This is a genomic window from Streptomyces sp. NPDC057445, assembly GCF_042802855.1.
GTDB lineage: Bacteria > Actinomycetota > Actinomycetes > Streptomycetales > Streptomycetaceae > Streptomyces.
In genome coordinates, this window is sequence record NZ_JBHVDH010000014.1 from 94338 (window position 1) to 116919 (window position 22582).

The following is a 22582-nucleotide window of genomic DNA, read 5'->3' on the forward strand; positions in this document are numbered from 1 at the left end:
CGGGAAGACGCCGCATCAGTACTCCAGCCGCTCACGCCGGCCCAGCTTCATCACGACGGCCGCGAAGGCCAGCGTGACGACGAGCAGGGCGACACCGATGGTCGTCGCGTAGGCCGCGGCGCCGTCACGGAACGCCGACTGGTAGACGTACAGCACCATCACGGTCGTCGAGTAGTCGGGCCCGCCGGGTCCGGTGGTCATGATCTGCACCACCGCGAAGGACTCGGCCCCGAGCGCCAGGATTCCCATGTAGACCCACCCGGACTGGATGGTGTCCCACAGCAGTGGCAGCGTGATCCGGAAGAAGGTGGTGATCCGGCTCGCGCCGTCCAGCATCGCCGCCTCGTAGAAGTCCTTCGGGATGGAGGCCATGCCCGCGGAGAACAGGACGACGAAGAAGCCGACGGTCGACCAGACGAGGACCGCCATCACGCACCACAGGGCGAGGTCGGGGTCGCCGAGCCAGAGCGGCTGGATGCCCTCGAGGCCGATGGCCTTGAGCGCGGAGTTGATGGCTCCGCTCTCGGGGTTGTAGGCGAACTGGAAGAGCAGGGCGACGATCGCGATCGAGAGCACCTGTGGGAAGAAGTACGCGATCTTGTAGAAGGAGGAGCCGCGCACCCCGGAGACCGCGGCGCCCTTCCGGTGCCGTCCGCCGACATTGATCATGAACGCGAGGAACAGCGCGAAACCGATCGTCACCAGCGGCAGCAGCAGTGCGAACAGCAGGCTGTGCTGGAGCGACTTCCAGAAGATGTCGTCCTCCAGAAGCCTCGCGTAGTTGTCGAAGCCGACCATCCTGAAGTCCGGGCTCAGGCCGGTCCAGTCCGTGAACGAGTAGTAGATGGACTGGACGAACGGCCAGATGACGAAGACCGCGTACAACGCCAGGGGGGCCGAGAGGAACCCCACGATGAAGCGGTACTTGCCGTGTTGCATGGTTACCGACCCCGATCTTCCGGAGTGTGCCGCCGCTGGAGCTGTGCCGTACCCGGGGATTCCCCCGCCGGGGGCCGGGGGACGGGCCGCCGCCGGCTCCTCCCCGCGCCCGGGGCGGGGGAACCCCCAGGGCTGATCACTGATGCCTGTAGTGCTTGACGGACGAGTCCTGGGCGGCCTTGTCGGCGAAGCCCTGGATCTTGTTGATGGCCTCGACGGGGGTGAGCCGTCCGGCCATCATCTCGCCCAGACCGGCGACACCGATCTGCTCCTTCTGGAGCTTGACGTACCAGTCCTGGAGCCGCGGGTTGACGACGCTCGTCCCGGCCTTCTCCAGCGCGGCCACACCGGACTTCAGGCCGGGAGTGAGCTCGATGCCGTCGGTTCCGCCGTTGAACGCGGTCAGCGACTTGACCTGCTTGGTGAAGTTCTTCGAGGAGTCCTCGCTGAGCATGATGCGCAGCTGCTCCATGCCGCCCTCGGGGTTCTTCGCCTTCGCCGGGACGATGAACGGCTCACCTCCGGAGGCCCAGATCGTACCGAAAGGCATCTTGTCGGACTTGTCGAGCCCTGACGGGGCGGAGACCGCCAGATTGAAGTCCGCTGGCATGGTGTTCGCCGCCTCGTTCTCCACCCACGAGCCGTTGGGGATGAACAGCGCCTTTCCCTTGGTCCAGGCGGTCTGGGACTGGATGTGGTCGAGGCCCGGGGTGCCCTTCAGGATGTACCCCTTCTTGTAGAGCTCGTAGTACGCCTCGAAGGCGGCCTTGACCGCGGGGTGCTTCCAGGCGTTCGGCTCCAGATTGTCGATGGCGTCGAGGACCTCGACACCGCCGATCTTGGCGATGAACGGGTAGAGCGAGAAGGGGATGTAGTACGGGTGCTTACCGGCGTACGTCCAGCCGGCGATGCCCTTCTTCTTCGCCTTCTCGCACAGGGCGAGCATCTCGTCCCAGGTCTCGGGGTACTGGGCGTCGAGCTTGTCGAGTGCGGTCTGCGAGTACCAGACGCCGTAGACCGTGTAGGCGTAGTAGAAGATCCACACCGGGTCGCCGTCGAACTGGCCCATCTCGACGATGCCCGGGCGGAGCGTGTCGCGGATCTTCTTGTTCGGGTCGTCGACGGAGGGCGCGTCGAGGAGCGGAGTCAGATCGGCGAGCTGCTTCTTGCCGACGAGGACGCCCATGTCCATCTGCTCGGCGCCGGAGTTGTCGATGAGGTCCGGTGGGGTGCCGCCGTTGAAGCGCGGCTGAAGCTCGGACTGGATCTTCTGGGTGGCCTTGTGCTTGACCTTCGGGGCCTTCGGGAAGGCCGCGTTGAACTTCTTCTCGGCGTCGATCGCGTACTGCTGCCCGAAGCCCCCGTCGAAGATCACGACCTCGAGGGCGGCCGTCTCGTTGACACCGAGCGGGTTCTGCTTGGTGACCTTGCCCTTCTCGACCTTCTCGTCCGCGCCGCTGCTTCCGCTGGCACAGGCCGAAAGGAAGCTCATCGCAGGAACGGTGATCAGGCCGAGCGCCGCGGATCGCTTGATCAGATCACGACGGCCGAGACCGGTGTTCGTGTGGGCGGAGGTGGATCCCATGCTCAAGTCCTCGCCTTCTCCAGGACTCAGGCGGTGAACCGGTCGCCCGTCCTTCTCGCCTGAGGCGAAGGGCCCCGCCACCGCGGTCAATTGCTGAAGCTGGGTTGTGCAGGGGTGCAGTGCGATGCAGCGGGAACGGAGATCGGGCCGGGCGGTCCGATGCGCTCGGCCGCCTGCCGTCCCCCGGTCCCCCTGGCCCGCCACCGCGCTTTCCGGCGAGGCGGACGCCGACAGGTATAGTCCACTTCCCGCCAGGTGAGCAAGATCGAGAGCAAGGTTGGACGCCAGTCTTTCCCGAGTTGAGACCTCCTGGGACTTCGCGGACCCAGGACCGCGGCGACGTATTCGCATCGAAGAATCTCATCGAATTGACCGGTTCCGAACGCGCCACACCGTCAACACCCTTGACACCATGCGGCACTTACCTCCCTACTGGAGCCTGTGCCCTGCACATGACAACGTTGTCGAGAATCGCCTCGGTGGGAGGAAAGGCTCGGTATGCAGCCCAGACCCAGCCCTCGAAACAGTCAAGTCCGCGCGGTCGCCCTGGTGGCGGCCGCTTCCCTGCTGGCGGTGACGGGACAGTCGGCCGCCGTCGCTCTTCCCTCCCGACCCGCCGCCGCGGAACAGGAATTCACCACCTCGTTCGAAGCGGACGAAGCCCAGCCCGACTGGCGCAACACCGTGGAGACGGGGTTTGACGGCAGGAAGCGGTCAGCGGGTGTCGACGGTGGCTTCGCCACCGGAATACCGGGCAATGTGACGGACAAGGTCATCGAACTGCGGGCCAGCGACGAGCACGCCGGCGCAGGTGAGGTGAAGGAGAATCTCGTCGATCTCCAGCCGTCCACCAAATGGCTGGGGTTCAAGCCGTCCGCCTGGATCGAATTCGACACGGACGCCCCGGTCAAGGTCGTCACCTATGCCTTGACGTCGGCGAACGACTTCGAGGCACGTGACCCCAGGGACTGGACCCTCAAGGGCTCGGCCGACGGCAAGGACTGGAAGGTCCTCGACACCCGTGAGGGCCAGGCCTTCGAGAAGCGCTTCCAGACGAAGACCTACGACATCGACGCGGCGAACGCCGCCGCGTACGCGCACTTCCGGCTCGAGATCACCAGGAACAACGGGGCCTCCGACGCCACCCAGTTGGCCGATGTCCAGTTCTCCGACGGCAGCACCGGCACCCCGGCACCGGACGACATGCGCAGCCTGGTCGACCGGGGGCCGGGCGGCTCGCCCACGGCCAAGGCGAACGCCGGCTTCACCGGCAGGCGCGCCCTGAAATACGCGGGTACGCACAAGCCGGACGGCCGCGCCTACTCGTACAACAAGATCTTCGACGTGAACACGGCCGTACGGCGTGACACGGAGCTCTCGTACCGGGTCTTCCCCTCGCTGCCCGAGACCGACCTCAACTATCCGGCCACGAATGTGGCCGTCGATCTCGCGTTCACCGACGGCACCTATCTGAGCGACCTCCGTGCGACGGACTCGCACGGGGGCGTGTTGTCGCCGCAGGGGCAGGGCGCCGCCAAGCGGCTCTACGTCAACCAGTGGAACCAGGTCGCGTCCCGGATCGGCTCGGTCGCGGCCGGCAAGACGGTGGACCGGATCCTGGTGGCGTACGACTCCCCCAAGGGCCCCGCGAAGTTCCAGGGCTGGGTCGACGACATCCGGATCGTCCCCAAGGCACCCGAGAAGAGACTCGCCCACCTTTCGGACTACGCCTCCACCGTTCGCGGGACGAACTCCAGCGGCTCGTTCTCACGGGGCAACACCTTCCCCGCGACCGCCGTCCCGCACGGCTTCAACTTCTGGACCCCCGTCACCAACGCGGGTTCCCTCAGCTGGCTGTACGAGTACGCGCGCGCCAACAACGCGGACAACCTGCCCACCGTGCAGGCGTTCAGCGCCAGCCATGAGCCGAGCCCCTGGATGGGCGACCGGCAGACGTTCCAGCTGATGCCGTCCATCGCCGAGGGCGCCCCGGACGCGTCGCGCACCGCCCGCGCGCTGCCCTTCCGCCATGAGAAGGAGACGGCGCGTCCGCACTACTACGGCGTGACGTTCGAGAACGGCCTCAAGGCGGAGATCACCCCCACGGACCATGCCGCGATGATGCGCTTCACCTATCCCGGTGAGAACGCGGCGGTGCTCTTCGACAATGTCACCGAACAGGCCGGGCTCACGCTCGATCCGGCGACCAGTTCCTTCACCGGCTACTCCGACGTCAAGAGCGGTCTGTCCACCGGCGCCACACGGCTGTTCGTGTACGGCGTCTTCGACGCGCCCGTCACCTCGTCCGCCGCGCAGGGGGTCAAGGGCCATCTGCGCTTCGACGCGGGCAAGGACAGGACCATCAATCTGCGCATGGCGACCTCGCTCATCGGTGTCGACCAGGCGAAGAAGAACCTGGCCGACGAGATCCCGGCGTCCGCGACCTTCGGCCGGATCAAGGACCGGGCGCAGGACGCCTGGGACGACATCCTGGGCCGGGTCGAGGTCGAGGGCGCCACGCACGACCAGCTGGTGAGCCTGTACTCCTCGCTCTACCGGCTGTATCTGTACCCGAACTCCGGTTTCGAGAAGGCCGACGGGAAGTTCAGGTACGCCAGTCCCTTCTCCGCGCAGACCGGTCCCGACACCCCGACGCACACCGGCGCGAAGATCGTCGACGGCAAGGTGTACGTCAACAACGGGTTCTGGGACACCTACCGGACGACCTGGCCCGCGTACTCCTTCCTCACCCCGAAGAAGGCGGGCGAGCTGGTCGACGGGTTCGTCCAGCAGTACAGGGACGGCGGCTGGATCTCCCGCTGGTCGTCCCCCGGTTACGCGGACCTGATGACCGGCACGTCGTCCGACGTCGCCTTCGCCGATGCGTACGTCAAGGGAGTCCGGGGCTTCGACGCGGAGGCGGCGTACGAGGCGGCGCTGAAGAACGCTACCGTGGCGCCCCCGAGCCGGGGCGTCGGCCGCAAGGGCATGGAGACCTCGCCCTTCCTCGGCTATGCCTCGACCGAGACCCACGAGGGTCTGTCCTGGTCGCTGGAGGGCTACCTCAACGACTACGGCCTGTCCCGGATGGCCGACGCTCTTTACGCCAAGACGAAGAAGGCCCGGTACAAAGAGGAGTCGGCGTATTTCCTCAACCGCGCCCGCAATTACGTCACGCTCTTCGACTCCGGGGCCGGTTTCTTCCAGGGCCGGAACCTGAAGGGCGACCGGCGGGTCCCCTCGGGACAGTACGACCCCAGGATCTGGGGCTACGACTACACCGAGACCAACGGCTGGGGCTATGCCTTCACGGCACCCCAGGATTCACGGGGCCTGGCCAATCTGTACGGCGGCCGCTCGGCACTCGGGAAGAAGCTGGACACCTATTTCTCCACGCCGGAAACCGCGTCCCCCGATTTCGCCGGCTCCTACGGCAGCGTCATCCACGAGATGACGGAGGCCCGGGACGTGCGCATGGGGATGTACGGGCACTCCAACCAGGTCGCCCACCATGTGACCTATATGTACAACGCGGCCTCGCAGCCCTGGAAGACGCAGGAGAAGGTGCGCGAGGTACTGTCCCGCCTCTACACCGGCAGCGAGATCGGGCAGGGCTACCACGGCGACGAGGACAACGGCGAGCAGTCCGCCTGGTACCTCTTCTCTGCGCTCGGCTTCTATCCGCTGGTGATGGGCAGCGGTGAGTACGCGATCGGATCGCCGCTCTTCACCAAGGCCACCGTGCATCTGGAGAACGGCCGCGAACTGGTCGTCAGGGCCCCGGAGAACAGCGCACGCAACATCTACGTCCAGGGCCTGAGGGTCAACGGCAGGTCCTGGAACTCCACGGCACTGCCGCACTCAATGCTGGCGCGTGGCGGGACGCTGGAGTTCGACATGGGTGCGAAGCCGTCGAAGTGGGGCACCGGCAGGAACGCCGCTCCGGTGTCCGTGACGAAGGACGACAAGGTACCGGCGCCCCGGCACGACGCGATCACCGGCCCGGGCGCGCTCTTCGACAACACCTCGGCGACCGAGGCGGCCCTGGAGACGGCGGTCCCGGTGGAACTGCCGGTCCCGTCCGGGACCCGTGCGGTCCAGTACACGCTCACCTCGTCGGCGAAGGACAAGGCTCCGGCGGGCTGGGTTCTGCAGGGGTCGCACTCCGGTACGACGTGGACCGATGTGGACAGGCGCTCCGGCGAGTCCTTCGCCTGGGACAAGCAGACCCGCGTCTTCACGGTCGCACGGCCGGGGACGTACGAGCACTACCGGCTGGTGCCGGCCGGACCGGCGGCGCTCGCAGAGGTCGAACTGATCTCGTAGCAGGACGTCCCTCGGGACGGTACGCACAGAGGCGGGGCCGCAGCCGGAGGGCTGCGGCCCCGCCGTGTGTCCGGGGGCGGTCCCGGCCCCCGGTCATACGAAGGATGTACCGGTAACCGCCCGCAGGATCGGTCCTGACGTCGATCCGCCGGGCAGGGCATGCGACCTAGCGTCGTCGGTGAGCAGCTCGGGCACGGCGCGCACCGCGAGTGCGCACTGCGAGTGCTTCGGGCACCACCCCATCCCTCACGACGGAAGGCGGTCGCACCATGTCAGCCATCTCGGACACCGGCATCGCCCAACTCCTCGGCGAACTGGCCCGGGTCGCGAAGCTGCCGCTGGAACGCGGCGAGACCCTGCCCGCCGGGTCCTACACCTCCCCCGCGTTCCACCTGCTGGAGCGGGAACGGATCTTCCGCGGCGAATGGCTCTGCGCCGGACACGTGAACCAGGTCGCCGCGCCCGGCGACTATCTGCGCGTCGATCTGCTCGGCGAGCCCCTGGTCATCACCCGCGACGAGGACGGTGAGCTGCACGCCCTCTCCCGCGTGTGCCGGCACCGCTTCATGGACGTCCTCCCGGCGGAGACCACCCCTGAGCGCGGCAGTCTCAAGCGACTGACCTGCCCGTACCACACGTGGACGTACAAGCTGGACGGCGAGTACGCGGGTCAGCTGCACGGGGCGCCGCTGATGAACAAGGTGGAGTTCGACCGGGCCGCGTGCCGGCTGCCGCGCCACCGGCTCGAGGTGTGGCACGGACTCATCATGGTCAACGCCGACCAGGACGCGGAGCCGCTCGCCCCGCAGCTCACCGGTCTTGACGAGAAGCTCGCGCCGTACGGGCTCGGGGATCTGGTCGTGGGGTACACGGCCAGGTGGGAGGGTGTGCCCGCGAACTGGAAGGTGGCCGTGGAGAACGGCGCGGAGAGCTACCACCACATGGGCACGCACGCGGGCACACTGGAGCCGGTCCTGCCCGGCAAGGACACGGTGATCGACGAGTGCGACGGGCGCTGGTTCACCGCGTTCATGCCGTTCGCGCCCGAGGCCCTGGAGGGCATGGGCGAGGAACAGATGCAGGCGCTGTCCGCGTCGCTGATCCCGGGCCTCGGCGAGGCGGAGTTGTCCGGAATGCTGGTCGCGGGCGTCTTCCCGCAACTGGTGATGGCGTTCCTGCCGACCGGAGTCACCTGTTTCCGCTGGCTCCCGACCGGCCCGGACACCCATGACGCGCTGGCGACCGTGTTCGTCCCGGCCACGGCGAAGGAGTCGGCCGGCTTCGAGGACTTCCTGCGGATGTCGCGGGAACAGCTGGAGGTCGTCCAGGGCGAGGACCTGGTCGCCGTCCGGGGTGTGCAACGGGGGCTGGCGACCGACCCCGGGCCCTCGGGTGGCCGGTTCTCCCATCTCGAGCGCCCGCTGTGGCAGTTCCAGCGCTATCTGGCCCATCGGCTGGTGAACGGGTCCGTCGACTCGTCGCCCCACTGACGGTCCGAACTGATCGATTCCGGTCAGGAGCATTCCTGAGTGTTCAACTCCAATGCATCGCAAACAAGTTGATGCATGGAGATACTGTGAAACAATCTTGTGGTACATGTGACCTGCCTCGTCTCATGAGGCGGGCCACGTCTTTCGATCCCCTTCTCTTTGGAGAGCTACGTGGCCAAACTCTCTGGCCGTAAGCGCGGCCGGGCACTGACCCGCGTCGCCGCGGCGGCGATCGCCGCCGCCCTTGTCGGCACCGGCGCCGGTGTGGCGTCAGCGACCGACCAGCCGGTTCCGGCGCCTTCCGTGAGCGCCCGGGGCGACCTGCCTCAGCCCGCTGCCAAGCAGCGCGGGTTCGCCGCGCAGGCCCCCGCCGCCGCCCCGGTCAACGCCCTGCACGGCATCGACAGGACCGGCAAGCTCTACGCCTACCCCCCGAACGGCACGGGCGGCCTCGCCGGTCGCGAGCAGGTCGGCTCCGGGTGGGACATCATCAAGCACGCCACCCAGGTCGACCACGACGCCGACGGCAGCTCCGACGGCATCTGGGAGGTCAACAACGGCGGCTACATGTTCTACGCGCCGTTCGACGAGAACCCGGTCTCCGTCGGCAGCGGCTGGGGCGTCTACAACAAGCTGCTCTCCCCGGGCAATCTCGCGGGCGCCTCTGCCGACGACCTGATCGCCCGTGACACCTCCGGTGTCCTGTGGATCTACCTGGGCTACGGCAACGGCAAGCTGACGACCCGTAGCAAGGTCGGCACCGGCTGGAACATCTACACCCAGATCGCGGGCAAGGGCGACCTGACCGGCGACGGCAAGACCGACATCGTCGCGCGTGACGGTTCCGGTGTGCTGTGGCTCTACAAGGGCACCGGCAACCGCAGCACGCCGTTCGCCGCGCGCACCAAGGTCGGCACCGGCTGGAACATGTTCAACAGCCTGGTCTCCGTCGGTGACGTCGACATCGACGGCAAGACCGACCTGATCGGCCGTGACAGCGCAGGGGCCCTGTGGCTCTACAAGGGCAGCGGCAGCGCCGCCGCCCCGTTCAAGCCGCGCGTCAAGATCGGCACCAGCGGCTGGAACACCTACCGCCAGCTGTTCTGATTCCACTGCGCCCGCGAACGCGTCGGGGCCGCACTCCCGGTCGGGAGTGCGGCCCCTTCGGCGTACCGGACCCTACTTGCGGATCAGGCTGCGCAGCACGTACTGCATGATGCCGCCGTTGCGGTAGTAGTCCGCCTCACCAGGGGTGTCGATACGGACGACCGCGTCGAACTCCACACCGGTGTCGGTGCTGACCTTGACCGTGCGCGGCGTGATGCCGTCGTTGAGCTCGGTGACACCGGTGATGGAGAAGGTCTCCTCACCCGTCAGACCGAGGGTCTCGGCCGTGGCGCCCTCGGGGAACTGCAGCGGGAGCACACCCATGCCGATGAGGTTCGAGCGGTGGATGCGCTCGTACGACTCGGCGATGGCGGCCTTGACGCCGAGGAGCGCGGTGCCCTTGGCAGCCCAGTCGCGGGACGAGCCCGAGCCGTACTCCTTGCCGGCCAGGACGACCAGCGGGATGCCCTGGTCGATGTAGTTGCGCGAGGCGTCGTAGATGAAGGAGACCGGAGCGCCGTCCTTCGTGAAGTCGCGGGTGTAGCCGCCCTCGGTGCCCGGCGCGATCTGGTTGCGCAGGCGGATGTTGGCGAACGTACCGCGGATCATGACCTCGTGGTTGCCTCGGCGCGAGCCGTAGGAGTTGAAGTCACGACGCTCCACACCGTGCTCGGTGAGGTACTTGCCGGCCGGGGTGTCGGCCTTGATGGCGCCGGCCGGGGAGATGTGGTCGGTGGTGACCGAGTCGCCGAGCTTGGCGAGCACGCGGGCACCGGCGATGTCGGTGACCGGGGTGGTCTCCATCGTCATGCCCTCGAAGTACGGGGGCTTGCGGACGTAGGTGGACTGCGGGTCCCACTCGAAGGTGTTGCCGGTCGGGATCGGCAGGGCCTGCCACTGGGCGTCGCCCGCGAAGACGTCCTGGTAGGACTTGTTGAACATGTCCTCGCCGATGGCGTTGGCCACGACGTCGTTGACCTCGGCCTCGGTCGGCCAGATGTCCGTGAGGTAGACCGGGTTGCCCTCGGTGTCGGTGCCGAGCGCGTCGCGGGTGATGTCCACCTTCATGGAGCCCGCGAGGGCGTACGCGACGACCAGCGGCGGGGAGGCCAGGTAGTTCATCTTGACGTCGGGGTTGATGCGGCCCTCGAAGTTCCGGTTGCCGGAGAGGACCGACGTGACCGCCAGGTCGTGCTCGTTGACGGCCTTGGAGACCTCCTCCGGCAGCGGGCCGGAGTTGCCGATGCAGGTGGTGCAGCCGTAGCCGACGAGGTTGAAGCCGACCTTGTCGAGGTACGGGGTCAGGCCCGCCTTGTCGAAGTAGTCGGTGACGACCTTGGAACCCGGCGCCAGAGTCGTCTTCACCCACGGCTTGCGGGTCAGGCCCTTCTCGACCGCCTTCTTGGCCACCAGCGCGGCGGCGACCATGACGTACGGGTTCGAGGTGTTGGTGCAGGAGGTGATCGCGGCGACGGTGACGGCGCCGTGGTCGATCTCGTACGTCGTCCCGTCGGGGGCGGTGACCGTGGTCGGGCGGGTCGGCACACCGTTGGACGTGGCCGGGGCGTCGGAGGCCGGGAAGGACTCCTTGCCCGCCTCGTCGTCGTCCTCGATGTAGTTGCGCACGTCCTGCGCGAACTGCTCGGCGGCGTTGGCGAGGACGATACGGTCCTGCGGGCGCTTCGGGCCGGCGATCGACGGGACGACCGTGGAGAGGTCGAGCTCCAGCTTCTCGGAGAAGTCGGGCTCGGCGGCCGGGTCCAGCCAGAGGCCCTGCTCCTTGGCGTACGCCTCGACGAGGGCGACCTGCTGCTCGCTGCGGCCGGTCAGCTTCAGGTAGTTCAGGGTCTCGCCGTCGATCGGGAAGATCGCGGCGGTGGAGCCGAACTCCGGCGACATGTTGCCGATGGTGGCGCGGTTCGCGAGCGAGGTGGCGGCGACGCCCTCACCGTAGAACTCGACGAACTTGCCGACGACGCCGTGCTTGCGCAGCATCTCGGTGATCGTGAGCACGAGGTCCGTGGCGGTGGTGCCGGGCTTCAGCTCACCGGTGAGCTTGAAGCCGACGACGCGCGGGATGAGCATCGAGACCGGCTGGCCGAGCATGGCGGCCTCGGCCTCGATACCGCCGACGCCCCAGCCCAGCACGCCGAGGCCGTTGACCATCGTGGTGTGCGAGTCGGTGCCGACGAGGGTGTCGGGGTAGGCCTGGCCGCCCCGGACCATGACGGTGCGGGCCAGGTGCTCGATGTTGACCTGGTGGACGATGCCGGTGCCGGGCGGGACGACCTTGAACTCGTCGAAGGCGGTCTGGCCCCAGCGCAGGAACTGGTAGCGCTCCTTGTTGCGGCCGTACTCCAGCTCCACGTTCTGCTTGAAGGCGTCGTTGGTGCCGAACTTGTCGGCGATGACGGAGTGGTCGATGACCAGCTCGGCCGGGGCCAGCGGGTTGATCTTCGCCGGATCGCCGCCGAGCTCCTTCACGGCCTCACGCATGGTGGCGAGGTCCACGACGCAAGGAACGCCGGTGAAGTCCTGCATGATCACGCGGGCCGGCGTGAACTGGATCTCCTGGCTCGGCTGCGCCTGCGAGTCCCAGCCGCCGAGCGCCCGGATGTGGTCGGCGGTGATGTTCGCGCCGTCCTCGGTGCGGAGCAGGTTCTCCAGCAGGACCTTGAGGCTGTAAGGGAGGCGCGCGGAGCCCTCGACCTTGTCCAGCCGGAAGATCTCGTACGACTCGTCGCCCACGCGCAGCGTGCTGCGGGCGTCGAAGCTGTTCGCCGACACGACAGTCTCCTTCATCAATGTGCGCGTACGGACCGCATCCTGCCGCCTGCGGTTTCTCACCGATCCGCTAAGGTAAGGCTTAGTTAGGTGAGCCTTACTGGATGGGGCCGACGGAAGGGGCTGCGGTACGCCTTCTGCAGATATCTCGATGTCGAGATAACTCTAGTACATGAGCGCTGAGCGGTCATGCCCGGAGGCCCCTTGACCGCTCTCATCCAATCGAGGCGTTTACTCAGCGAACCCAGTCGTTCGGCTTCCGTCTCAGTGAACCTAGTCGTGCGGGTGATCGCACCGGGAGTGCTGGGTGGCTGTACCTGCTGGGGAGGATCTTGCAGGTCTGTACGTCGAGCTGTCGTACGTGGACGCGGTACGAGAGCGACAGCGGCGTCCGCTGCTGGACTGTGCGACGGCGTTTCGAGGACGTAGGCCCCGTGCGGCCGTTTCCGTGGTCGCGTGGTGAGCGTCACTTCTCGGGCTGGTACTGGGCGGCGACGACCGGGCAGCATGTCGGCTTCGAGTCCTGGCTGGAACGGGACCGGCTTCTGCTCATGGACTTCGACCCGAAGGTGACGGGGATCGCCTCGCAGCCCTTCTGGCTGCACTGGCACGACGGCCAGCGGGAGCGTCGGCACGCTCCGGACTACTTCGTACGCCGCTTGGACGGCTCGGTGGTGGTGATCGATGTCCGCGCGGACGACCGGATCGAGCCGAAGGACGTGGAGCTGCTGCCAGGCAGCTCGCCGGACACGCAGGCAGAGCGAAACGGAAGTCGCTCAAAAATCCGCATGCGCCGCCTGCGGCGCCCTGTTCACCAAAGCTCAACAGCGGAATCCGACTCGTCGTTGGTGCTCAAGAAGCTGCAGGAACTGGGCATACACCCAGCGCAAGCGTCCCGAAGGATCATCCCCTTCGACCCCTCCACCGAGGCTGAAGCAGCCGGCGAACTGCACAGTCTGCTCGACTCCCCTCAAGCACAAGGGCAGCGGACCTCAACGCCGGACGTGTTCCACGACCTGCCCGCCAGAAAGCACTCCGCCTGCGCAAACAGGCTCCGCTCGACGTCGAGAACAGATCGGCGCAGCAGTCTCACTCAATCCACAGTCCCTGAGGCGACCGCGTCAATCCCTGATGCCCGCAGCTTGCGGGCCAGGAGCTCCATCTCGGGCAGCGTCCCTGAGTACTGCCCGCTGAGGACCTGCTCCAGCACGGCCTTGATGCCGTCGAGGCCGATGCCGAGTTCCGCCCGCAGCACCCGCATGATGGTGGCGTTGCTCGCTGGCGCGCTTACCCGCAACCTCGCGCGGCCCCGCTCGGAGAGCAGTCGGCTACGCATTTCATCCGGCAGGTCACCGCCGCAAACAGCCAGGGCGAGCCCGCAGGTCGAACACGTCGACTCAACATCCCACCGCAGCGTCTCGCCCACCAGCGCCTGGACACCGCACCACTCTGCCTCGACACCGCACCCCTGGCACACAGCGGAGTACCTGACGGACTCGACCAAGATCGACTTTTCCATGATTCCACCCCTCACCAGAGAAGAGGTTAAGCGGCAAGTCGAACGTCTTCCTGGGCGCCAACGCTCGGCATCGAACCCGCCAGCCGGCGGTCCACGGCCGCATCGGTGCCTCACTAAGCGGTCTCACCCAATCCAGTCCACGCAGGTCCACGCGATCCCGGCGACTAACTTCACTGAGACAGGACAGCCCCTCCGGCAGTGCATGCGCATGTGTATCACCTCAAAACGGGCGCTTCCGATGGAATGATGGGACCGCTGCCGAACCTCCGGCGGGGCGAGACCTCAGGATGGGGCGATGACCACCACCGCCGAAGCGTCCGAGAGCGCCTCACCCGAGCAGCGGCACGCCGACTGGCTCGAGCTCTTCTTCGACCTCGTGTTCGTCGCCCTCGCCGCTCAGCTGTCCCACAGCCTGCACGGGGACCCCGGCCTTCTGGACTTCGCGGTCTTCCTGGCGCTCTACTTCCCCCCGTGGTGGATGTGGATCAACTTCACCGTCTCGGCGAATCTCTTCGTGGACGACAGCGCCCGCCGCCGGCTGCTGATGCTTTCGGCGATGGCCTGCCTGGCCCTGATGGCCGCGGCCGTACCCGCGGCCACAGGGGAGCGCAGCTCCGCGTACGCACTGGGGTACGCGGGCACCCGACTGGTGCTGCTGGGGCTGTGGTGGCCCGCAACCCGGTTCCCCCCACCGCTCCGGGTACCGAAGTGGCGGCCGCTCAGCTACTGCCTGGCGTCCGGAGTGCTGTGGGCAGCCTCCGCGTTCGTGCCGCCACCGGGCCGGTACGCCATGTGGGTGCTGCTGATCGTCGCCGAGATGGCGGTGCTCCTGAGTGCACGCGGCCGCGGGATGCCCGGGCAACTGCACACCGGGCATCTGGTGGAGCGCGTAGGGCTCTTCGTCATCATCGTGCTGGGCGAGTCGGTCCTGGCCCTGATCACGTCGACCGATCACGTCTGGACGGCCGAAGCAGGCGTCACCGCGCTCCTCGGCTTCGCCCTGCTCGCCGCGCTCTGGTGGTCGTACTTCGATTTCGGGTCGGTCGCGGCCGAGATGATGCTGGGAGCGGCCAGAGGCCGTGAGGCATACCTCCTCGCCCGGGACGTCGCGGGATTCCTGCACTTCTTCGTGACCGCCTCGGTGATCTGCATCGCGGGCGGTCTCGCCACGGCCGTCGAGGAGTCCGGGCACGCCCACCTCGCCAGGGGAGCCGTCATCGCCCTCGCCGGCGGGCTCGCCTTCTACCACTTCAGCCACGCCTGCATCGCCCTGCGGTTTCGCAGGCCGGTGGGGAGTGTCGCACTCTGGGCCGTTCCCGGGGTCGGCATCCCGTTGATCGTCATCGGCTTCACGGATCTCCTCCCGCCCTGGGCGGTCGTACTCGTCCTTACGGCCGAGGCGATCGTCCACCTCCTGTACGCGCGCGGGGTGGCCCGCCGCAGGATGCAGACGGCGACGCCCTGACGGACGGCACGGGCGAGAGGCGGACCTTCACACTCGGCACCCCGGGGCAGCGGTGCCGCATCACCCGAATGGAGCGCACTATTTGCCCGACTTTGTCCGGTGATGAAGCATCAAAACCAGGCATCACCCGTATGGTCCACCCCATTGGACGGCTCATCTCATATACGAGATAGCCTGCATCCATGGCAGACGACTACCTCGTACGCATCGGCAAGCTCATCCGTGACGCCCGACAGCACCGGGGCTGGACACAGGCGCAGCTCGCCGAGGCACTTCGCACCAGCCAGAGCGCCGTCAATCGCATCGAACGCGGGAATCAGAACATCAGCCTTGAGATGATCGCCCGCATCGGTGAGGCGCTCGACAGCGAAATCGTGTCGCTCGGCTACGCCGGACCCATGCATCTGCGAGTCGTCGGCGGGCGACGGCTCTCCGGGGCCATCGACGTCAAGACGAGCAAGAACGCCTGCGTGGCTCTGCTCTGCGCCTCGCTGCTCAACAAGGGCCGCACCGTGCTCCGCCGCGTCGCGCGCATCGAAGAGGTCTACCGGTTGCTCGAGGTCCTCAACTCCATCGGTGTCCGTAGCCGCTGGATCAACGACGGCACCGACCTCGAGATCGTTCCGCCCGCCACGCTCGACATGGACGCCATCGACGCCGATGCGGCCCGCCGGACCCGGTCGATCATCATGTTCCTGGGACCGCTGCTGCACCGGATGGACCGCTTCCGGCTCCCGTACGCCGGTGGCTGCGACCTCGGCACACGCACGATCGAACCCCATATGATCGCGCTGCGCCGCTTCGGACTGGACATCACCGCGACCGAGGGCCTGTACCACGCGATAGTCGAGCGGTCGACCACACCCAGCCGCCCCATCGTTCTGACCGAGCGCGGCGACACCGTGACCGAGAACGCCCTGCTCGCCGCGGCCCGGCACGACGGCGTCACCGTCATCCGCAACGCCTCCTCCAACTACATGGTCCAGGACCTGTGCTTCTTCCTGGAGGCACTCGGCGTACGCGTCGAGGGCATCGGCACGACCACCCTCACCGTGCACGGCCTGGCCACCATCGACGTCGACGTCGACTACTCCCCCTCCGAGGACCCGGTGGAGGCCATGAGCCTGCTGGCCGCCGCGGTCGTCACCGAGTCCCAGCTGACGATCCGCCGGGTGCCGATCGAGTTCCTGGAGATAGAACTCGCCGTGCTCGAGGAGATGGGTCTCGACCACGACCGCACCGCCGAGTACAACGCCGACAACGGCCGCACCCGCCTGGTGGACCTGACCGTGCGCCCCTCCAAGCTGGAAGCGCCGATCGACAAGATCCACCCGATGCCGTTCCCCGGCCTCAACATCGACAACGTGCCCTTCTTCGCCGCGATCGCGGCTGCCGCCCAGGGCCAGACCCTCATCCACGACTGGGTCTACGACAACCGCGCGATCTATCTGACCGACCTCAACCGCCTCGGCGGCCGCCTCCAGCTCCTCGACCCCCACCGCGTCCTCGTCGAGGGCCCCACCCGCTGGCGCGCCGCCGAGATGATGTGCCCGCCCGCGCTGCGGCCCGCCGTGGTCGTCCTGCTGGCGATGATGGCGGCCGAAGGCACGTCCGTCCTGCGGAACGTGTACGTCATCAACCGCGGTTACGAGGATCTGGCGGAGCGACTCAATTCGGTGGGCGCACAGATCGAGATCTTCCGCGACATCTGACGCATTCGCGGGTCAGGAGGCTTTCCTGCTGCCGGGGGCCCTCTCCGGCCGTCCCCGGGCCGTCGGTCGTTTCGCCGCCACCGCGCAAGAACCGGTCGACGGCCGGTGCCGACCGGGACGGTGAGGTCCCGGTCGGCACCGGCATTCGCCCGCTCAACGCGGGCGCGGTGTCTTCATCCGTTCGGTCCTCGCGGGCGCGTGTACCGGGCCGGGCGGCGTGATCCTGACAGAGTGACAGTCGCGGACCTGACAGGAGCCGGCCATGGCAGACCCGACGTGGGCGGCGCGCCCCTATCCCGCGACCGCTGAGCTGCTTCCGGAGCTGGACCTTCCCGAGCCCGGTCGACAGCGCCGCTGGACCGTGCTGCTGCGCTGGCTCCTGCTGGTCCCCCAGTACATCGCCGTGCTCTTCCTGGGGATCGCCGCATTCTTCGTCACGATCGTCGGCTGGTTCGCCGCCCTGTTCAGCGGACGGCTGCCCGAATCGATCGCCTCGTTCCTGTCCGGCTATCTCGTCTACGCGACCCGCGTCAACGCCTACGCCATGCTGCTGGTCGACGCCTACCCGCCGTTCGCCTTCCACGCGCCCGGCCACCCCGTCCAGGTCGAGGTACACCCCGGCGAGCTCAACCGTCTGGCTGTCCTGTTCCGCATCATCCTGGTCATCCCCGCCGCCGTCGTGGACTACCTGGTCACGGCCGGCTGGTACGTGATCTCCTTCATCTTCTGGCTCCTGGTGCTGATCCTCGGCCGGATGCCGCGCCCGCTGTTCGAGGCAACCGCTGCCACCGTCCGCTATGCGATGCGTGTGAGCGCCTACCTGATGATGCTGACCGCGGCGTACCCCAAGCACTTGTTCGGCGACGAGACCCACCCCACCGAGCCACCGCGCTCGGCCTCCCGCCCGCTGCTGCTCTCCGGCGCGGGCAAGGCCTTGGTCGTCCTGTTTCTGGTCCTCGGGGTCCTGTACTGGATCTTCTCGGCGACCGGCAGCGTCACCATGAACAACGGCACCACTTCACAGCCGGCGCTCGGATCGTCGGCCGGCCCCCGACAGCGGACGGCTTTCACGGCGACACCTGCGATCCGGCAAAGGAGCATTTCGACAATGACGGCGACATGCTCGAGCAAGGCCCCTGCACTTACCTGAGTTGAAGCCGCGACGAACGCCCCGAGAACGCTGAATCGAGCCGCCCGAAGGCCGAAGCGCCGGCGAGGGCATTCCCCTTCAACGCCCGGTGGTGCACCGGTCGACGGCTTCCGGTCGTTTTCCTTCGTCGCCGAACGCCTCGTTCCTCATCCGCTAAGACCCGTCTCGGCGACTTTCGGCAAGCAGCAGAGGACACACGCTCGGGCCATGGGATTCCGCATGGCGGGCCGGTTCAAGCCACAGGCGTCCTTCCCTCCGACAGGCGCTTGATCAAGCACACGGTTTCACGCACGCTGCTTCACTGAGGCACCCCCGGGCGCTGGGACCTGGACATTCCCGCTGGGCCCCCGGCCCACAACTTCCCCTGCCAGGAGCCGTCAAGAGGAACGAAGGCTTCCGGACAGCAGGTTCGCACCCGCAGCACCAGCTCGTATGCGGTCGTCGAGTCCCCGCGAACGACGACTGCAGCTGCCTGGCTGCGTGCGCATGAGAAGAGAGGTCGATCTTGGACGCGAAAGTCCTTGACGCACAGAAGTGGGTGAACGCAACCTACGGGAACGTTTCGGGCTACCGGCGCTGCCCGGAGGACGGCCGCACCGGCTGGTCCACCATGAACTCGCTGACCATGGGGCTCCAGCACGAGCTGGGCATCAGCCCGGTCGTCGCCAGCTTCGGGCCCACCACGATGGCCAAGCTCCAGGCCCTCGGCGACATCGGGTTCGGCTGGAACAAGAACAGCAACATCGTCCGCATCATCCAGCACGGCCTGTTCTGCAAGGGCTACTGGGGCGCCAACGGCTTCGGCGAGTACGGCGCGGTCACCACCGAGGCGGTCAAGCAGATGCGTCTCGACATGGGCCTGCCCGACGGCGGGACGGGGACCGCGGGCGGCCAGACCACGCCGAACATCTTCAAGTGCATCCTCAACATGGATGCCTACATCAAGGTGGCCGGCGGCACGGACGACATCAGGTCGATCCAGCGGTGGCTCAACGGCCGCTACTGGCAGAAGAGTGCCTACAGCATCGGCCCGTGCGACGGGATCTACTCCCGTGACGTGCAGAAGGCGCTCATGACCGGTCTCCAGTACGAGCTCGGTATCGCCTCCCCCAACGGAAGCTTCGGTCCGGCCACACAGGCCGGGCTGAAATCGAAGAATCTGGGCGAGGGCGACTCGGGCGTCTTCGTCGAGATGTTCTCGGCCGCGTGCGTGTTCAACTCGCCGGTTCCGTCCGGCAACAGTGACGCGGGCACGCCCACGACGTGGCGCAGCAACTACGACGCCAGGCTCGCCGACTTCGTGCGGGCCTTCCAGTCGTTCTCCAAGCTGTCGGTCTCGGGCCGCGCGGACTACCAGACCTGGGCGCAGCTCCTGGTCTCGATGGGCGACGCGGACCGTCCCGCGACCGGCAGCGACACCCGGTTCGAGATCACCGCCTCGCGGGCGAAGTATCTGCGCGACAACGGCTACCAGGTGGTGGGCCGCTACCTGTACGACCCGCCGGGCTCGACCCTGGACAAGGAGATCAAGCCCGGAGAGCTCAAGACGATCTTCGATGCGGGCCTGAAGGTCTTCCCCATCTACCAGGACAACGCGCGCCAGCTCGCCGACTTCACCTACTCGACGGGCTATATGCACGCCCTGAACGCGCACAAGCTGGCCGCCGAGTACGGCTTCAACCGGGGCACGACGCTGTACTTCGCGGTGGACTACGACGCCACCCAGGAAGAGGTCGACTCGGCGATCGTGCCCTACTTCCACGGCGTCGCCGCGGGCCTGGCCTACAACGGCAAGCGCTACATCCACGGCGTCTACGGGTCACGGAACGTGTGCGCGAACGTGACGAAGCAGACCGGTGCCCGCTACTCGTTCGTGTCGGGCATGTCCTGGGGCTTCTCCGGGAACCTGGGCTTCCCGCTCCCGGCGAACTGGGCCTACAACCAGATCAAGGAGTTCAAGGTCACCAACGGGTCGGACACCTTCGACCTGGACCGCGATGTCGTCTCGGGTGCGGACCCGGGCCAGAACTCCGTCAACAGGCCGGCGGGTCCGGCGGACGACTTCATCAACTACATCGCACGTCTCCACCAGCTCGCCGTGGAGTACGGCAAGGGCAATCCGAACCAGCTCGTCATGGAGTACGCGCGTCACCAGAAGTACGGCGGCGGCGACTGGGACTTCCTGATCGGGCCGTACGACGGCGCGTTCGTGAACTTCGCGAACGGACGGGGCATGTCGGTGATGAAGGAGTTCAAGGACCCCTTCACCGGCCACGAGCTGGGCGCGGAGCACCTGATGGCGTCGGCGAACGGCCACTTCGTGGCGTGGAAGCCGGGCAACCCCCGCTCGGTCAACGAGGGCGACATCGCCGGATGGGGCGGTGACCTTCTGACGTTCTACGCCGACTGGCGTCACGCCACGGACACCTACCCGTCGGGGCACACGTTCTGCATGGAGAAGCTGGCAAAGGTCGGCGTGGCCTCCACCTTCGGCTTCAACGACCTGATCGAGGACGCGGACGCCTGGCTGATGGCCGACGCGGTACGCAACAACAACAAGGACATCGTCACCGCTGTCCGGGACCTCTACAACGGCGGCGGGGGGCTCAAGCGCTTCCAGCGGTACTGGCAGGGCCGGTTCAGCGGGAACACGGAGGACGCCAAGTTCCTGGCGCACAACATCCTCACCGCGGCGGACGACAAGGAAGTCGTCGCGGCACAGATCGGTCTGGTCACGGTCCGGGGCGGTATCAAGACGCTTCCCGCCATGCTGGGCTACGACGAGCTGGAGCCGTTCGAGAGGGGCTTCGTCGACACGCTCCTCGCCCGCACCGGCACGGAGTCGCGGATGGCGGCCACGTACCGGAAGAATCATGAAACCTACCTGCGCGCCGCCAAGTCGCGTGCCGCGGCGCGTGCACAGAAGGAGTAGCCGATGCGCCGGTTCGGCCCAGTGGCATGGCTGGCCCTGGCTGTCGCCCTCTCGTTCCTGCTGGGGGTCACCTACTTCGTAGGCATGTTCTCCGGTGGTCATGAGATCGACGAGACGTGCAACGCCGTCGGCCAGCCCCTTGACGACAACTACAGGGCCGAGCACTGGCAGGAGCCGTCGCAGTGGTTCCCGATGCACAACAAGTGCAACGCCCACTACGACCTTGTTCCCGCCTGGGTGAACCCGGCCATCGTCACCCTGTGGCTGCTGATCGTGCTGTGTGTGGGAGGAGCCGTGTGGTCGGCGGTGTCCCGTCGGAGAGCGAAGAGGGGGAAGTCGTGATTGTTCATGAGTTGTCGCGGCGCCGGTTCGTCGGCGCGACGGGCGGTGTCGCCGGTGCGGTGGTGCTCGGGTCGCTCGGCACGGCCGGTCCCGCGGCTGCCGCCGGCCCGGCGCCCGCCGGGGTGTGGCAGGGCGCTCGGTCGGCGAACGGCTGGCCGATCCTGGAGGAGGCCGAGGAGTTCGGCATCGAGGGCAGCGGTCACACGGTGCGTCTGGCTGACGGCGATGCGGCCGTGATCCTGCTTCATGTGGCGCGCCGCTTCCACTACGAGATCGACCAGCTCCGCGCAGGGGATGTGCACGGCCACACCCGGTCGCGCCGTGCGCACGAGCGGTACGAGTCGAACCACCTGTCGGGCACGGCGATAGCGATTCGTCCGGAGGCCTACCCCGTGGGCGTCAAGGGCGGTCTGTACTCGCATGAGCTGGTGATCGTCCGGGACATCCTGGCGGAGCTGGACGGCTCGGTGGCGTGGGGTGGGGACATGCGCACGCCGAAGGAGTCGCACTTCCAGATCGCACTCAAGTCCGGTCACCCGAAGGTGAAGGGTGTCGCGCGAAAGATCCGCGGCTGGAACGACAGCCCGGGCGAGGGCGCGGGTGCGGTCGACGCGTTCGACCCGAAGCGACGCTCGAAGGCGAAAGCGTTCGCCCTCCGCGCGGTCTAGTGCGGCCGTTGCGTTCGAGGCAACGGGGTCGCAGCTGCACGTGCTGTGGCCCCGTCGTTCATCCTGGCCCCGTCGTTCATCCTGGCTGCGACGGGCTCGGCGCTTCTGGCGGCGGCTTCTGTAAGGCCCGTGCGGGAGGTGCGCGACATTTTGCCCCTCCCTGCCCGGCCGACTGACCGTCCCACGATCCGGACGGGTGAGATCCGGCCACCTCGATCGCGCGGGCGAACGGGAGTGATTGACGCATATAGGAGTGGCACGCAGGCCGGCCGGAACCCGTCGACAACACCGCCTCACCCCCTCGGGGCCGCATGGATCAGGCCATGATCCACATCCGGCCGGGGGGCCGGGCTCCCGATCCCGGTCGCCGTGATTGCGGGAGCCACTGCAACGCCGGCACCGCCGGATGCCGCGAGCGGGACGGCCGTCCGCCTCGCCGGGACCGCTCCGCACCCCGCGCAGGCGACCTGTTGAACTCTGAACTGCCTAAATGGCAGACAGCCTTCCGCTTGGATGCTTCGCGCCACCCTCACCACAGCGCCGCCCGCGCCACGAGACGGCCA

The 22582-nt window shown here is 67.4% G+C and carries 13 protein-coding genes and 1 pseudogene; 10 read left to right on the forward strand and 4 right to left on the reverse strand.

The window, feature by feature from the left end:
- Positions 1-15: 15 nt before the first annotated feature.
- Complete coding sequence (locus ACFU5O_RS25765; protein ID WP_384244192.1) at positions 16-939, reverse strand: carbohydrate ABC transporter permease; 924 nt, start codon at positions 937-939, stop codon at positions 16-18.
- Positions 940-1075: 136 nt separating this feature from the next.
- Positions 1076-2524 carry an N-acetylglucosamine/diacetylchitobiose ABC transporter substrate-binding protein gene (ngcE, locus tag ACFU5O_RS25770; RefSeq protein WP_384244194.1) on the reverse strand — a complete coding sequence of 483 codons (1449 nt, stop codon included), beginning with the start codon at positions 2522-2524 and terminating at the stop codon, positions 1076-1078.
- Between the two features lie 498 nt (positions 2525-3022).
- Between ngcE and ACFU5O_RS25775 the strand changes: the two genes are divergently transcribed.
- From ACFU5O_RS25775 to ACFU5O_RS25785, 3 genes are all read left to right on the forward strand, one after another.
- Positions 3023-6850: a GH92 family glycosyl hydrolase gene (locus tag ACFU5O_RS25775; protein WP_384244196.1), complete on the forward strand. Its 3828-nt coding sequence runs from the start codon at positions 3023-3025 to the stop codon at positions 6848-6850.
- 269 nt (positions 6851-7119) lie between these two features.
- Positions 7120-8340 carry an aromatic ring-hydroxylating dioxygenase subunit alpha gene (locus ACFU5O_RS25780; RefSeq protein ID WP_384244197.1) on the forward strand — a complete coding sequence of 407 codons (1221 nt, stop codon included), beginning with the start codon at positions 7120-7122 and terminating at the stop codon, positions 8338-8340.
- 171 nt (positions 8341-8511) lie between these two features.
- The gene (locus ACFU5O_RS25785) at positions 8512-9447 is read left to right on the forward strand and encodes an FG-GAP repeat domain-containing protein (RefSeq protein WP_384244198.1); all 936 of its coding nucleotides are present in this window, start codon (positions 8512-8514) and stop codon (positions 9445-9447) included.
- Between the two features lie 72 nt (positions 9448-9519).
- Here the strand turns inward: ACFU5O_RS25785 and acnA are convergent, their stop codons facing one another.
- The gene (gene acnA, locus ACFU5O_RS25790; RefSeq protein ID WP_384244199.1) at positions 9520-12234 is read right to left on the reverse strand and encodes an aconitate hydratase AcnA; all 2715 of its coding nucleotides are present in this window, start codon (positions 12232-12234) and stop codon (positions 9520-9522) included.
- Between the two features lie 431 nt (positions 12235-12665).
- On the opposite strand from acnA, the pseudogene ACFU5O_RS25795 reads away from it, so the two are divergent.
- Positions 12666-12899 (forward strand): annotated as a pseudogene (locus tag ACFU5O_RS25795) (TnsA-like heteromeric transposase endonuclease subunit); the annotation flags it as partial.
- A gap of 425 nt (positions 12900-13324) precedes the next feature.
- Here ACFU5O_RS25795 and ACFU5O_RS25800 read toward each other — a convergent pair.
- Entirely contained in the window at positions 13325-13750 is a 426-nt protein-coding gene (locus ACFU5O_RS25800) for a hypothetical protein (RefSeq protein ID WP_384244201.1), read from the reverse strand.
- Between the two features lie 295 nt (positions 13751-14045).
- Between ACFU5O_RS25800 and ACFU5O_RS25805 the strand changes: the two genes are divergently transcribed.
- From ACFU5O_RS25805 to ACFU5O_RS25830, 6 genes are all read left to right on the forward strand, one after another.
- The gene (locus ACFU5O_RS25805) at positions 14046-15215 is read left to right on the forward strand and encodes a low temperature requirement protein A (RefSeq protein WP_384244202.1); all 1170 of its coding nucleotides are present in this window, start codon (positions 14046-14048) and stop codon (positions 15213-15215) included.
- Between the two features lie 182 nt (positions 15216-15397).
- Positions 15398-16927 (forward strand): UDP-N-acetylglucosamine 1-carboxyvinyltransferase, encoded by a 1530-nt coding sequence (locus ACFU5O_RS25810; protein WP_384244204.1) that lies wholly within the window; start codon positions 15398-15400, stop codon positions 16925-16927.
- Between the two features lie 262 nt (positions 16928-17189).
- Entirely contained in the window at positions 17190-18077 is an 888-nt protein-coding gene (locus ACFU5O_RS25815) for a DUF4389 domain-containing protein (protein ID WP_384244205.1), read from the forward strand.
- Positions 18078-18582: 505 nt separating this feature from the next.
- Complete coding sequence (locus ACFU5O_RS25820) at positions 18583-21009, forward strand: glycoside hydrolase domain-containing protein (protein ID WP_384244206.1); 2427 nt, start codon at positions 18583-18585, stop codon at positions 21007-21009.
- Positions 21010-21012: 3 nt separating this feature from the next.
- Positions 21013-21351: a hypothetical protein gene (locus ACFU5O_RS25825; protein ID WP_384244207.1), complete on the forward strand. Its 339-nt coding sequence runs from the start codon at positions 21013-21015 to the stop codon at positions 21349-21351.
- Positions 21348-22019 (forward strand): hypothetical protein, encoded by a 672-nt coding sequence (locus tag ACFU5O_RS25830; RefSeq protein WP_384244209.1) that lies wholly within the window; start codon positions 21348-21350, stop codon positions 22017-22019. Before ACFU5O_RS25825 ends, ACFU5O_RS25830 begins: the two co-directional genes overlap by 4 nt.
- Positions 22020-22582 lie beyond the last annotated feature (563 nt).